Below are 13,276 nucleotides of genomic sequence, written 5' to 3' on the forward strand. Positions count from 1 at the left end.
ATCGCGTAAAGGCTCCCCCGGTCCAAGCGTTCAACATCTCCTAAGTTGGCAGGCGGTGGGGTCATGCCGATGCTGGCAGGGCCATCACCCGCACCTGTAGCGCCATGGCACACCGAGCATTGCTGGGCGTACAACGGCTCACCGCGAGTAGGATCGGGGGTGATGACGGGCGCTTGGCTGACCTCATAAGCAACAGCTAACGTGGCACCTAACTGACGCGCCTCACGGGCCACGCTGGCACCCTCTTCGCGCTGTTCAATGGCCGAACGCAGGGCTTCAACACCCTGCGCCAGCGCTGAGCGTTCAGGACGCTCTGGCAAGTCTGCAATCAGACCCTTAAGAACGCCCAGAAACTCTAACTGCTCGTGATACTCGGTTTCATCAATGACGTGGCCGTCTTCGACTGTAGGCGGATAGTCCGCACCGATGTAATCAATGAGGTGCAGCGCTTGCGAGGCGCCGTCTGGGGAATTGGCAGACACAGCAAAGCTGCACAACGCAAGCACTGGCCACATTAGCCAGGGCAAAAAACGCGAGCGGGCGATCATTAATACATCCGAATGGAAATAAGAAGTAACACATTGTTCACTTCCAATGATCGCGACTCAAGGTGTTTAAACGCTAGCGCGGTGCAACGTCGCTAGAAACCCTGCGGCGCCCACAAACAAACCCGCAAACGTACGGTTTAGCCGTCGTTGCTGTTTAGGGGTGCGCAGCAAGCGCAGGACTTTGGACGCCAAACCGGTGTAACCGGCCATCACGATCAGATCGACGACGATCATCGTCACGCCCAAGGTCAGGTATTGACTTGCCAATGGCGCACTCGGATTTACAAATTGCGGTAACACCGCAAGCATGAATACCAGTGCTTTGGGGTTGCTGACGTTAACCAAAAAGCCGCGAAAGACCAGCGCCAGCGGCTTGCCGATGGGTCGTATAGCGGAGTCATCGCTGAGGTCGGCAGGCAGTGCGCGCCACTGTTTAACGGCGAGATAAACGAGGTAAGCCACACCAAACCATTTGATCGCATAGAACGCGGAAGACGAAGCAGCAAGCACCGCCCCAACACCCGCAGCGACAATCAGAATTTGCAGGGCCAAGCCCAGTTGCAGACCCAGTGCATTCCAGTAACCGCGCCAAAAACCGTATTGCAGGCCACAGGACATAGAGGCAATGGCACCCGCGCCAGGAGACAGGCTAATGACCCAACACGCAGCAAAAAAGGCCAACCAGGTTTCCAACGACATCGCACACCTCGCACAAAAAATGTAACAAGATCTAAAGCTAAGCCGCAGGCTGAAAATTAACCACTATTTTTTGCGGACATGCCTGTGTTTGTAGGATCTTTAAAAGATCGCAGCTTGCGCCAGCTCCGCAAAGCAGAAACCTTACGAGATTGTCAGCACAGTCCCGATGTAGCGCGGAGCATGACCTGCCAGAATTGACTTCGGTGTATGAGAAACACTGTGTAGGAGCTGCCGCAGGCTGCGATCTTTTGATCCTAAAGATCGCAGCCTGCGGCAGCTCCTACGCAAAGAAGAAGCCGCGCGCAGGAAAAGATCAAACCGATGGCGATTTACAAGTCGCTTTCGCGCCAGCGGCGTACAGAGCGCTGGAAGAACAGGCTGTTGGGTACTTGCACCATGCTGCTGCCACTGCCGATGTCTGCGGGCTCAACCAAGGTGGTGTACAGCAGGTTAATGGCAATGACGCGGCCTTTGACCCCCGGTTTATCGAGGGTATCGAGCAGTTCCACACTGTCGCCAATGCGAAACGGGCCAACGGTAAAGATCAATACCGCGCACAACAGGTTGGACAACACGCTCCACATAGCGAAGAAGGCAATGGCTGCCACCGCCACGAACCCTGAAAGCGCAGTCCACAAGACCGTAGCCGAGACGCCCAAGCGTTCAAGGACGATGATCACCGCACTGCCCATGATGAACCAGCGCAACCCGCCACGCAGCGGCAGTAACAACTGCGACGGGAAGGGATAACGCTCGCCTAGACGGGTCAAAAACCGCGCAACTATGCGTTGCAGGATGTAACCCGCCAGCAAGATCAGCAAAATCTGCACGCCAACCCACAGCGGCCCTATGAACTCCGCTGGCAGAGGTAGGTTAAACGACTCCATCAAGACAACGCTTCCAGTTCGGCTTGTAGGGTTTCAAGTAGCTCTAGGGCTTGCATCCAACGCTCTTCGAGTTGGCCTTCAAGCACTTTGAGTTTAGCCTGCTCAGCCAGTAGCTCACGTAACTCATCTTTGCGAGCTGACTCATAGACTCCGCTGTCACCGAGGCTGGCCTCGATTTTGGCGAGCTTTTCGCCAACCTTGCCCAGCTCGCCTTCGAGTTTGTCGGCTTCACGCTTGTGCGGGGCCAACTGCTGACGCAACGCTGCGGCCGCCTGACGCTGAGCCTTTTTATCGGTCTTGTCAGGGTTGACCACGGTGTTGCTGACCGGCGCGTTGCGCAGGCGGTAATCGGCCAGCCAGCGGGCGTAGTCGTCAAGGTCGCCGTCGAACTCCTGCACCTTACCGTCAGCCACCAACAAGAAATCGTCGGTGGTGCTTTTAAGCAGGTGGCGATCGTGAGACACCACCAACACTGCCCCACTGAACTCTTGCAACGCCATGGTCAGGGCCAGACGCATTTCGAGATCAAGGTGGTTGGTCGGTTCGTCGAGCAGCAATAAATTGGGCCGTTCCCACGCAATCAGCGCGAGGGCTAGGCGGGCTTTTTCGCCGCCAGAGAAGTTCAGGACCGGCTCGTCGATGCGCGCACCACGGAAGTCGAAACCCCCTAGGAAGTCGCGCAGCACTTGCTCGCGCTCGGTCGGCGCCAAACGCTGCAAGTGCAGCAAGGGGCTGGCTTTGGAATCTAACGAGTCGAGCTGATGCTGGGCAAAGTAGCCAACCGCCAAGTTTTCGCCACGTGCTAAACGCCCGGACAGCGGCGTCAGTTCACCTGACAGATTTTTGATCAGCGTCGACTTCCCCGCACCATTCGGGCCAAGCAAGCCGATCCGGGCGCCCGGAACCAGTTGCAGCTTGACCTTCTCAAGAATGGTTTTGTCGCCATACCCCAAGCGGGCATCAGACAAATCGAGCAGCGGGCTAGAAAGCTTGACCGCTTCACGGAAGACGAAGTTGAACGGAGAGTCGACGTGGGCCGCGCTCAGTTCTTCCATACGCTCAAGGGCTTTGATCCGGCTCTGTGCCTGACGAGCCTTGGTCGCTTGTGCCTTGAAACGGGCGATGTAGCTTTCCATGTGCGCACGTTGCGCCTGCTGCTTCTCGTAGGCCTGCTGTTGCTGGGCCAAACGCTCGGCACGGGCACGCTCAAAGGCACTGTAACCCCCGCGATAGAGGGTAATTTTGCGCTGTTCAACGTGAGCAATGTTGTCGACTACAGCGTCGAGGAAATCCCGGTCATGGGAGATCAACAACATCGTGCCGGGGTAACCCTTGAGGAAGTCTTCGAGCCACAAAATCGCGTCGAGGTCCAAGTGGTTGGTGGGCTCATCGAGCAACAACAGGTCGGACGGGCACATCAGCGCCTGAGCCAGATTAAGACGCATCCGCCAGCCGCCAGAGAAGTCAGCCACCGGGCGGTCCATCTGCTCGTTGGTAAACCCCAACCCGGCGAGCATTTTGCGCGCCCTTGCATCGGCGGTGTAACCGTCTGCGCTGTCCAGCTCGGCATGCCAACGAGCCTGCGCGGCACCGTCTTGAGCGGCCTCAGCCTGCACCAAGTTGGCTTGAACCTCGCGCAGACGCTGGTCGCCATCGAGCACATAGTCGATCGCAATGCGATCAAGGGTGTCGATTTCTTGCCGCATGTGGGCAATCCGCCAGTCGGCTGGTAGCAGACAATCCCCGGAATCAGGCATCAACTCGCCGAGCAGCAAAGCGAACAAAGTGGATTTACCGGCGCCATTGGCGCCGACCAAACCGGCTTTGTGGCCGGCGTGCAGGGTCAGCTCGGCGTCTTCTAGCAGACGCTGAGGGCCACGCTGTAAAGTCAGGTTCTGAAGTCGGATCATAATGGCGGCGGAGTCTACCAGCTTCCCTCTCAACTGGCGCGAATTGCACTATGCAGACTGATCTATGGAACTACTGTTTGAAGGTTTATGCCCTACCCGGCATTGAGCACGCCTGTTTAAGCCTGCAAAACCAAGGGCTGGATGTGTGCTTGGTGCTGTGCGCGACATGGCTGGAACAACGACGCGTGGCCTGTGACACGACGCGCTTAGAGTGCCTTAGCGGCTGCGCCGAGCCTTGGCAGCGCGACGTCATACAGCCTCTGCGCCAATTACGTACGCAATGGCGCGAAGCAGCCCTGCACGATGACGAGCTGTCAGCGTTACGCGGTCGGATCAAGGGAATGGAGTTGGAGGCTGAGCGAGCGCTAATAAACCGTTTGGAATGGGCAAGCCTTGGTTGGTTGCCCAACCAATCGCAAGGCGATTGCGATTGGTTGCAAAGGGTGGCAAGCCGTGTTGAACACCCTGATCACGACGCGCTGCAAACGCTGCGCGCCGCAATGAGTCACGCTTAAGAAGCGCTAGTCGGATTTGCCGCCGCTGGTGTTGTTGATGCCGTTGGTGCAGCCGCTGGCTCAGACGCCGCGGCAGAGGCTGAAGCTGACGCTGCAGGCGTAGCGGCAGGTTTAGCGGCGGGCTTGGCAGCAGCAGGCTTTTTAACAGCCGGTTTGGCGGCTGGTTTCACGGCAGGCTTAGCCGCAGGTTTTGCCGCGGCAGGTTTAGCGGGCGCTTTGGCCGCAGTGGCGGCTGGCTTGGCGACGGCTGGCTTAGCAGCCGGTTTGGCCGCAGCCGTTTTTGTAGCAGCCGGTTTGGCCGTAACAGGTTTGGCTGCCGTGGTTTTAGCGGCTGGCTTAGCCGTTGACGCTGCGCGAGCTTTGGTTGTCGCAGGAGCTGACGCAGGTTTAGCAGCGGCTGGCTTGACTGCCGGCTTAGCCGCGGCGGTACGTGCTGCGGTGGGCTTGGTCGTTGTGCTTTTTACCGCTGCTGGTTTGGTTGCAGGCGCTTTAGCGGCCGGTTTTGACGCCGTGGTTTTAGCGGCAGGCTTAACGGCAGGCTTAACGCCAGCGGGTGCTTTGGCGGGCGCCTTGGCAGTCGTTTTAGCGGGCGTCTTAGCGGGAACTGGGGTTTTAGCCGCAGGTTTTTTAGCGCTGGCAGCAGGTTTGGCAGTGCGAGCAGTCAGAGCTTTACCAACCGCTTCTTTGACCCGACCAATACCTTGAGCCAGCTTTAGGCTTTCTTGAGCGTCACGCTTGAGCTGCGAGATATAAGTACGCGTTTCGGTTTGACGTTCTTTGAGCGAGTCGAGCAATTGTTCAAGCTCTTTAACAGAAGACCGAGCTTTAGCCTGAGCCTTGGACTTGCCTGCATGGGCAGCGTCCTGAAGTTTTTCACGAGATTTGTGCAGTTTTTCCTGGGCTTTGCCACGCTGTTTTTCCAGCTTGGCGAGCAACTTCTCAGCATCAGCCAGCGCTTCAGAACAGGCGCTTTCCAAATGCTCAAGCAGGCTGCCTGAGAGTTGTTGGAGCAAGTGCAACGGCGTATTAACAGACTTCTTGTTGGCCGACATGGTTTACCTCCTGGCTGAAGTGAGTGCGGCTCATACTAGACCTCTGAAAGAACCGCCGCTAGGTCATCTTGACACTAACCATAGCAGTGGGTTGCATAGCACCCGCAAACTTATACCTGGCAGGTTTTCATCTGTGCATTCAAATAAATTGTGTGCTCGACTCAACGCTTATTAAAGCCTCCAATAAATCCCCCCGAACATTCTCGCTTGCACAGGCATAATCGCTCGCACTTAAGACCGGAGAGCACTCATGCCGCGTTCCTTTTTACTGACCCTGTTATGCATTGCCTGCGCAACTCATGCAGCCCCACCACAAAGCCCACAGGCCGCACAGGACTTGGCTTACAGCTTAGGTGCGAGCCTCGGTGAGCGTTTGCGCGAAGAGGTGCCGGAACTGCAACTTCAGGCATTAATCGACGGCTTACGCACCGCCTACGAAGGTAAACCGTTGGTATTGAGTGATGAACGTATCAAGAGCATCTTGGCGGCCCATCAGGCGCAAATTGAAACTGAACAGGCTCAACCACAAAGCGAAATCGTACTGACCGCCGAGCATGAATTTTTACTTAAAGAAAAACACAAAATCGGTGTTCGCGAGTTGGGTAACGGCATTCTGATGACTGAACTCAGACCCGGCTCAGGTGTAAAACCTGAGGCTCAAGGTTCAGTGTCTGTGAACTATGTTGGACGCTTGCCTGACGGCACGATTTTCGACCAGAGTTCCCAACCACAGTGGTTTCGCCTAGACAGCGTGATCACAGGGTGGCGCCTAGCGCTGACGCAGATGCCGGCGGGCTCTAAGTGGAGGCTAGTGATACCGTCCAGCCAGGCTTATGGCGCTGAGGGCGCAGGGGATTTGATTGCGCCTTATACGCCGCTGGTGTTTGAAATCGAGTTGCTCAATGCACGGTAGAAGCTGCCGCAGGCTGCGATCTATTAAGGTCAAAAGATCGCAGCCTGCGGCAGCTCCAAGCAGATGAGTTTAAGCTTGGGCGGCTTCTTTCTGTTTGTGCGCGTTGTGCAGTATTTCAATCAAGCAATCTTCAAGCTCAAAGCGCTCGTCCAGCAAGTCACCGAGTGCCCTGAACTCTTGGTCGAGTTTTTCGCAATCCGGGCGATGAGCTTTGCCGTTGCAGCGGTCGTGCAATTTCAAAGCTGCTTGGGTAATCACCTCGATTCTAGGATAGATCTGGTCAGCCAGTTCGAGCCCGCGCTTATCATTAAAGGCTTTAGCTTCCTCGTAGAGCTGCTCATAAATTTCGAAGTGGCCAGTAGAAACGTAATCTACCAGCACTTGGCAGAACGCTTTCTGAGGTCCGCGCTTTGGGTTGCTCTGGTGTTCAATGACCGCGTCATATGCCTTTATAAGGTCATTGCGCTCGTTCAACCAACGGTCGATCAACCGATGGACACCGTTGAAGCGTTCCTGAGCACTCTTACATCTTTCGAGCATGATGATCTCTCTTCCCTTGTGGGCCCAGGCCACCCGACTGAACCGGGCCTGTGTGGACCAAAACCTGCGCTAAAGCACCGGCAATGGGCGACATAACTCCAATAATGCGTGCGGGCAGATTATGCCCGCCGGGCTATGGCTTCAAGGTACGCACGAGAGAAAGTTCATACAAGCGTTTAATACGAAGTGCTACTTCTCGTCGCAGGACGGGGCTTTTTACCTGGTAGGAAATAGCGCACCCACTGGAACAGGCTCAGGGCCGCCAAACCTGCAAACGCCAGCATGCTCAGCTCAGGAATACTTAGATTAAAGAGGGTCCATTGGATTTGCGCACAGGCTTCGGTCCCTCGGTAGATCGAGGTAAACAACTCACTGAGTGACAGGTTATTCCACAGATGAGCCAAGTCCGGCTGACAGATCATCAACTGCTCCGCCGATAAGCGCTGGGACAGCACTTGCTGAGTCGCACTTGCCAGACCCGCTAAGGCCAGCAGCATGGCCAAAAATGAGTAGCCCAGTACGCCGATAAAACGCGGGGCATGTACAAAGGCGATCAAATTGACGAAGCAAAAAGCCTGCAACAAATAGCGTTGCACTAGGCAGAGCAAGCAGGGAGTCAAGCCGGGCCCGTACTCAAGATACAGAGACGCCCCCAGCACCAAGGCACTGGCAAAGAAAGCCACTAGAAATATGAAACGTGAGCAGGCCAATAACATGGCTTTTCCGTAACAAAGTAGACAGGCGGTTACGGTAGAGGAAAGCCATGAACCCTTTCAAGGCCAGCCAGTACGGATGCTTCCGTAAGCTTGTAGGGAATCACCAACAGCTAGCGAGAGGCTTTAGACCAAACCGCGTAAGAAATTTCATCGCACACCAAAAAGGGTACTCAGCACTGTGAAAACGACTGGTGCAGCCTCCACAGTGCTGTTGATGCAACGCTCTATTTGGGTAGGGGCAGCGCCAACAAACGCTCATCCAGCAGGTTCAAGCCTTCTTGAAACAGCTGGTTGCTACGAGTGGTATCACCTAATTGCCCCAAGAGCCGAGCAAGCTCTGCGCACGTCTCAGGGTTGCGCTCAAGGTTCAAGCTGCTTTCAAGGTAGTCTCGGGCCTTGCCCCACAAGCTGTTTTGTAAGCACAAGCGGCCTAAAGTCAGTAGCAAACTGGCGTCGGCGGGATGCGCTTTGAGCCAACCTTCGGCAGTGTTCAGTTGCTTGACCGGATCGCTGCCACGCAGCAAGCCATAGAGCCGAACCAAATGACTGTCGTAAGTGCGCTTAAGTGCACCGCGCACCACTTCTTCGGCTTCAGACTGCGCGCCTAACTGGCGCAACTGCTCGGCATACGCCAATACCAGCGTAGGCTCTTGACGCTGTGCCGAGGTCAACTGTTGCCACGCCAGTGTTAAGGATTGCAGCGCTGCCTCTGCGTCTGTTTCACGTTGCGCCGCCAAACCCAAATTTTGCCCCCACGCACGACGCTCAAGTTCAGCCAACTCTTGGGTTGGCAACACTTTGTCTTTACGCAGCTCAGGCAGTAAGCGAATCAGAGCCGCCCAGTCACCGCGCTGCTGATGCAGGCGCTGAAGCTGACGAAGTACCTGCACATTATGCGGATGACGCTCGTGCATGGCGTTCAGCGTATTGAGCGCGCCTTCGGTGTCTGCGCGATCAACTTGCAGTTGCGCATGGCTCAGCGCAATGGCCAGCTCGGCCTGAGGTTGATGCTCAAGCGCACGCTCCAGCAGGTTGTCGCTCTCTTCGTAGCGGCCAAGCTCGTTAGCAGCACGCGCTGCACCTATGTAAAAAAGCAGCGGTTGGCGTTCGGCTTCTGCGGCACGTGTCAGGTGTTTTTGGGCGCTGGCCCAACGCCCCTCGGCGAGGTCCATTTGGCCTTGCTCGATAGCCAATTGCACACGGCGACTGCGATTGCGACGTGACCACGGATTGACCAGACCTGTCGAGACGGTGAACAACTCAACCAGCAGTTTGATCCCCCAAATGACCAACCACACGATGACCAGCACCGCCAAGGAGGCCCACAGACTGGATTCGTAGCGAAAGTTTTTGTAGGCAACCAGCACGTAGCCTGCGTCCTCGGAGATTGCCAAGCCGACGCAAGCCGCGGCTGCAACCAACAAGAACACAATCACATACAGACGCTTCATGGGCTGGTCTCCTGGGCAGGTTTAGCAGCCGCACGGCCAGGCTCGTCAGCCTCAACATGACGACGCTCGAGATAGGCTTGCATCGCGCTCAGGGTGCCCGCAAGGTCAGGCGTCTTGACGGTGACGGGTTGCTTGCTTAGCTCAATCACCTGCTCAAGCATTGTTTTGCTTTGAACGTTGTCTTGATTGAAGTTGCCTTTGAGCACTTCTTGCGCCTGAGCCAGCGCTTGGGTGTAGACCGACGCTTGCCCGTTAAGCGCAGCCCATTGCGCTTGCTCCAGCGCCAAGCTCAAGGCAAGACGAACTTGCGTTAGGCTCTGACCTGCAAGCAGTGGCCGGACGTTTTTGTCGGCGTTGAAGTCGATACGGATGTAATGCGAAATCTCATCCCACCACTGCTCCCAACGGCTTGCACCATCGCCATCGGCCGTTAGGCCCAGCAAAGACTCGCCCGAGTCCTTGAATTCAGGCGCCAGCGCGGTGAGTTGCGAGACTTGTTCACGCAACGCTGCCAGTTGCAGGAATAAGCCCGTGCGGTCCGGCTGTTCAACGCTGCGCAATGCCGCCAAGCTCTTGGCTAATTGCTCACGTGCGGCGAATGAGCCAGGATCATTTTGCTCACGCAAAATATCGTCCGCCCCCTGCACTAGCGTCTTAGCACTGCTGATGTCTTGCAGCGCTGACAAGCGCAGGCTGGCCAAGCGCAGCAAATGCTCAGCCTCAGCCAGGCGCCAGTCCTTACGGCTCGCGCCTAGCACCGTTTCAAGACGCTGGTTCAAGTGCTGCTGATCGCCTTGCAACTGCACCACCAATTGGCGCTGATTATCCAAATCGTTTGCCGAGGGCAACTGATTGAGTCGAGTCAGCAGTTGTTGCTCGCTTTGCTTGATCGACAGTGTTTGTGCGCCCAGCGCCTGGACCTCAGCCAACTGCTCGGCAGTGCTGGTTTCTAGGTGACGCACCTGCCACACCCCCCAACCGCCTACCGCAATACCGGCAGCACCCACTAACAGCGCGAAAGCGGCCAGACCATTGCCCCGGCGTTCAGGCTTGATAACAGGTTGTTCAACCGGCGCTTCTGGCGCGGGCTGCACGTGTTCTTTTGGCAAGACTGTTTCGCTCACGTATCCATCCTTTGCGTTAGAAAGCAGGTACGGGATGTGCCCGTAACGCCGCCAGCAAAGCCGTAGCACTCGCGCCACGACAATCCACAACGTTTTTGGCCCCGGCATTGCGCGCCATCTGCGCAACGCGAGGGCTTGGAACAAACAATGTCATACAGCTCAGCTGCGGCCAGGTGTCACCCGCCAACTGATGCAAATGTGCAAAACCCTGTCCACTGCTGACCACCAGACCGTTCAGGCGTTCCGCTACTACGCGCTGAGGCAGCGTTTCAGGTGGATAGACGGGCAATGTCCGGCGATATAGCTCAAGGTAATCAACCTGCGCACCAAGCGAGCGCAGACGCTCTGCGAGCATTTCTCGACCGCCCTCGCCGCGCATAATCAGCACTTTGGGCTCATTGCACGCCACTGCCTGCGTAAAGACCGGCAATGCGAGCAAGGCCTCGCTGTCATCCGCGGATAAAGGGTAGCTAACATCCAGCCCTTGATCGGCGAGAATCTGTGCGGTCGCGGCACCGACACTGAACCACTTTTTCTTAGGCGCTTGCGCCCAATAATGGTTAACCAACCCCACGCCCAGCCGGGCAGCGGGCTTGCTGACCACGATCAGTGCGCAATAACGATCTAGGTTGGCGATCAAGGCGCGCTGACTCTCGTTTAACGCCAGCGGCTCGATGGCCAACAGCGGCAAGCTGCTGCTGAATACATCGGCAGCCGCTAACTCGCTCGCCAGCGCTACCGATTCCTCAGCGGGCCGGGTCAGCAAAAGACGCCAACCTGTCACTCGTGCCCCGCCTCGCCGTAGATCGCTTCAAGGATCGCACCCGCGCCTTGCTTCAGCAGGTCTTCGGCAACCTGCACACCCAGCGCTGTGGCCGCGTTGTGCGGCGCCCGCGCCTGGGCGTTTAACAGCACACCGCCATTAGGCTCGCCGACCAAACCGCGAAGCCAGATCTGCTCACCTTCGAGCACGGCATAACAGGCGATGGGTACCTGACATCCACCATTGAGGTGTTTGTTGAGGGCGCGCTCGGCGGTCACGCGGATCGCCGTTTCGGCATGATGCAACGGCGCCAGCAAGGCGTGGATTTCACTGTCAGCGCTGCGACACTCAATGCCCACGGCGCCCTGACCGCCAGCTGGCAGGCTGTCTTCGACACTGATCGCTGAAGTAATACGCGCTTCGAAGCCCAGCCGGATCAGGCCCGCAGCAGCCAGAATGATGGCGTCGTATTCGCCCGCATCAAGCTTGGCCAAGCGGGTGTTGACATTACCGCGTAAGAACCGGATCTGAAGATCTGGGCGACGGGTCAGCAGCTGAGCCTGACGGCGCAAGCTGGACGTACCAACGACGCTGCCGGGGGGCAAGTCTTCAAGGCTGGCAAAGGTGTTAGAAACAAAGGCATCGCGCGGGTCTTCGCGCTCGCAAATGCAGAACAGCCCGAGGCCTTCAGGGAAGTCCATCGGCACGTCCTTCATGGAGTGCACGGCAATATCGGCTTCGTTTTCGAGCAGGGCTGTTTCCAGCTCTTTGACGAACAAGCCCTTGCCGCCGATTTTCGACAACGGCGAGTCCAGCAACTTATCGCCTCGGCTCACCATAGGCACCAGCGTCACCAAAAGATCGGGGTGAGCCTGCTCTAAACGGGCTTTGACGTACTCGGCTTGCCACAGAGCCAAGGCGCTTTTACGGGTAGCGATGCGGATTTCGCGAGAGGACATGGATCAATCCGTACTGAAAAAATACGGCTGATAATAACAGCTCAGCCAAAACAGCTTTGACTTGTATCAGAACGTACGTGGCCTCCCTGGCCAAAACCGCTCGCTAAATGCTAAAGCTGCTGCATCATTTTTCGTACACCCGCCACATGGCGACGGCTCACAATCAACGCATCGCCATTAAGCCCCTTGAGGAATAACTGGAAGTGCCCCAGCGGCGTACGCTGCAAACGCTCTATTCGATCACGTGCAACCAACGCGTTGCGGTGAATACGCACAAAGCGCTCACCGAACTCGTCTTCAAGGGCTTTGAGAGGCTCATCGAGCAGGACTTCGCCGCCTTCGTGACGCAGCGTCACGTACTTATGATCGGCGATGAAATAAATCACTTTGTCGATGGGGATTAGCTCAATGCCTTTGCGGGTTCTGGCGCTGATGTGGCTGCGCGGCCCGCTGCCCGTTTGCGCCGCCGGCCGAGTAAGCGCTGCCAGTTGCACACGGCTAGGCCGATGCGCGTCTTTCAAGGCCGCGCTGAGCGCCTCGGCACTGACCGGTTTAAGCACGTAGCTGGCGCCGCTGTCTTGCAGCGCCTGCACAGAGAATTCATCAGGCGCTACGCAAAACACCACCGCAGGCGGTAATTCACGCTCACAGAGCTTGGCTGCTACCTGCAACCCGTCGAGGCCCGGCATCTGGATGTCGAGTAACACCACATCCGGTTTTAGGCTTTCGATCAGGCTCAAAGCCTCTTCGCCATGAGTGGCGGCGGGCTCCAGCAATGTGTAACCCCCAACAGCACTGAGCAAACGGCTCACATGCTCTCGGGCCAAAGTTTCGTCATCAACGATCAGGACATTCATATAGCGCTGTATTCCTGCGTGAGTCTCGCACAAGGATAGCGTAGACAGGTGAAGTGACGGCTGTCACAGCGATCAACGCTAAGACTAGCGTGAAGGCCAAAAAGTGCCGCAAATCGCACAGCAAAATTCACCTGTGTCTGTTGCTCGATTTAATACCGAATGAGTCTAATAAGCCACAAACTCCAGCAAAGACTGATCCATACGACCAACTGTAGACGGTTGCCAAGACGAATGGAGCCAATCTATACAATTCGTTTCGGTATTTTATTTATACCCTGATTGCGCAAAAACCTGCCGACCTGCGTCAACGCCTTGAATGGCAACCCTGTTATGATCCGCGGT

Annotated in this window: 14 protein-coding genes and 1 pseudogene; 2 read left to right on the forward strand and 13 right to left on the reverse strand. The window is 56.6% G+C overall.

What is annotated here, in order from left to right; all coding sequences use genetic code 11:
* From AQS70_RS14700 to AQS70_RS14715, 4 genes are all read right to left on the reverse strand, one after another.
* A partial coding sequence (locus tag AQS70_RS14700) for a c-type cytochrome (RefSeq protein WP_338152638.1) occupies positions 1 to 548 on the reverse strand: 548 nt, incomplete at its 3' end.
* Between the two features lie 66 nt (positions 549 to 614).
* Positions 615 to 1,247, reverse strand: a complete 633-nt coding sequence (locus AQS70_RS14705) for a LysE family transporter (RefSeq protein ID WP_055103502.1) — start codon at positions 1,245 to 1,247, stop codon at positions 615 to 617.
* A 329-nt stretch (positions 1,248 to 1,576) separates the two neighbouring features.
* The gene (locus AQS70_RS14710) at positions 1,577 to 2,134 is read right to left on the reverse strand and encodes a mechanosensitive ion channel family protein (protein ID WP_055103503.1); all 558 of its coding nucleotides are present in this window, start codon (positions 2,132 to 2,134) and stop codon (positions 1,577 to 1,579) included.
* Complete coding sequence (locus AQS70_RS14715) at positions 2,134 to 4,044, reverse strand: ATP-binding cassette domain-containing protein (protein ID WP_055103504.1); 1,911 nt, start codon at positions 4,042 to 4,044, stop codon at positions 2,134 to 2,136. The genes AQS70_RS14710 and AQS70_RS14715 overlap by 1 nt, the downstream gene beginning before the upstream one ends.
* Positions 4,045 to 4,094: 50 nt before the next feature.
* On the opposite strand from AQS70_RS14715, the gene AQS70_RS14720 reads away from it, so the two are divergent.
* Positions 4,095 to 4,559, forward strand: a complete 465-nt coding sequence (locus AQS70_RS14720) for a TIGR02444 family protein (protein WP_055103505.1) — start codon at positions 4,095 to 4,097, stop codon at positions 4,557 to 4,559.
* Here the strand turns inward: AQS70_RS14720 and AQS70_RS14725 are convergent.
* Positions 4,556 to 5,611, reverse strand: coding sequence for an AlgP family protein (locus AQS70_RS14725; protein WP_055103506.1), 1,056 nt, complete (start codon positions 5,609 to 5,611; stop codon positions 4,556 to 4,558). The genes AQS70_RS14720 and AQS70_RS14725 overlap by 4 nt on opposite strands.
* A gap of 250 nt (positions 5,612 to 5,861) precedes the next feature.
* Between AQS70_RS14725 and AQS70_RS14730 the strand changes: the two genes are divergently transcribed.
* A complete protein-coding gene (locus AQS70_RS14730; protein WP_055103507.1) occupies positions 5,862 to 6,524 on the forward strand; it encodes an FKBP-type peptidyl-prolyl cis-trans isomerase in 663 nt (220 codons plus the stop codon).
* Between the two features lie 69 nt (positions 6,525 to 6,593).
* Here the strand turns inward: AQS70_RS14730 and AQS70_RS14735 are convergent, their stop codons facing one another.
* From AQS70_RS14735 to AQS70_RS23645, 8 genes and pseudogenes are all read right to left on the reverse strand, one after another.
* Positions 6,594 to 7,064: an Rsd/AlgQ family anti-sigma factor gene (locus tag AQS70_RS14735; protein ID WP_055103508.1), complete on the reverse strand. Its 471-nt coding sequence runs from the start codon at positions 7,062 to 7,064 to the stop codon at positions 6,594 to 6,596.
* Between the two features lie 176 nt (positions 7,065 to 7,240).
* Complete coding sequence (locus AQS70_RS14740) at positions 7,241 to 7,780, reverse strand: disulfide bond formation protein B (protein ID WP_055103509.1); 540 nt, start codon at positions 7,778 to 7,780, stop codon at positions 7,241 to 7,243.
* A gap of 224 nt (positions 7,781 to 8,004) precedes the next feature.
* Positions 8,005 to 9,231 carry a heme biosynthesis protein HemY gene (locus AQS70_RS14745; RefSeq protein WP_055103510.1) on the reverse strand — a complete coding sequence of 409 codons (1,227 nt, stop codon included), beginning with the start codon at positions 9,229 to 9,231 and terminating at the stop codon, positions 8,005 to 8,007.
* Positions 9,228 to 10,355 (reverse strand): uroporphyrinogen-III C-methyltransferase, encoded by a 1,128-nt coding sequence (locus AQS70_RS14750; RefSeq protein WP_055103511.1) that lies wholly within the window; start codon positions 10,353 to 10,355, stop codon positions 9,228 to 9,230. The genes AQS70_RS14745 and AQS70_RS14750 overlap by 4 nt, the downstream gene beginning before the upstream one ends.
* Before the next feature lie 16 nt (positions 10,356 to 10,371).
* Entirely contained in the window at positions 10,372 to 11,139 is a 768-nt protein-coding gene (locus tag AQS70_RS14755) for a uroporphyrinogen-III synthase (protein WP_055103512.1), read from the reverse strand.
* Complete coding sequence (hemC, locus tag AQS70_RS14760) at positions 11,136 to 12,077, reverse strand: hydroxymethylbilane synthase (protein WP_055103513.1); 942 nt, start codon at positions 12,075 to 12,077, stop codon at positions 11,136 to 11,138. The genes AQS70_RS14755 and hemC overlap by 4 nt, the downstream gene beginning before the upstream one ends.
* Positions 12,078 to 12,187: 110 nt before the next feature.
* Positions 12,188 to 12,934: a LytR/AlgR family response regulator transcription factor gene (locus AQS70_RS14765; protein WP_055103514.1), complete on the reverse strand. Its 747-nt coding sequence runs from the start codon at positions 12,932 to 12,934 to the stop codon at positions 12,188 to 12,190.
* Positions 12,931 to 13,053 (reverse strand): annotated as a pseudogene (locus AQS70_RS23645) (sensor histidine kinase); the annotation flags it as partial. The gene AQS70_RS14765 and the pseudogene AQS70_RS23645, both read right to left, overlap by 4 nt.
* Positions 13,054 to 13,276 lie beyond the last annotated feature (223 nt).

Source organism: Pseudomonas endophytica (assembly GCF_001411475.1).
Taxonomy (GTDB): domain Bacteria; phylum Pseudomonadota; class Gammaproteobacteria; order Pseudomonadales; family Pseudomonadaceae; genus Aquipseudomonas; species Aquipseudomonas endophytica.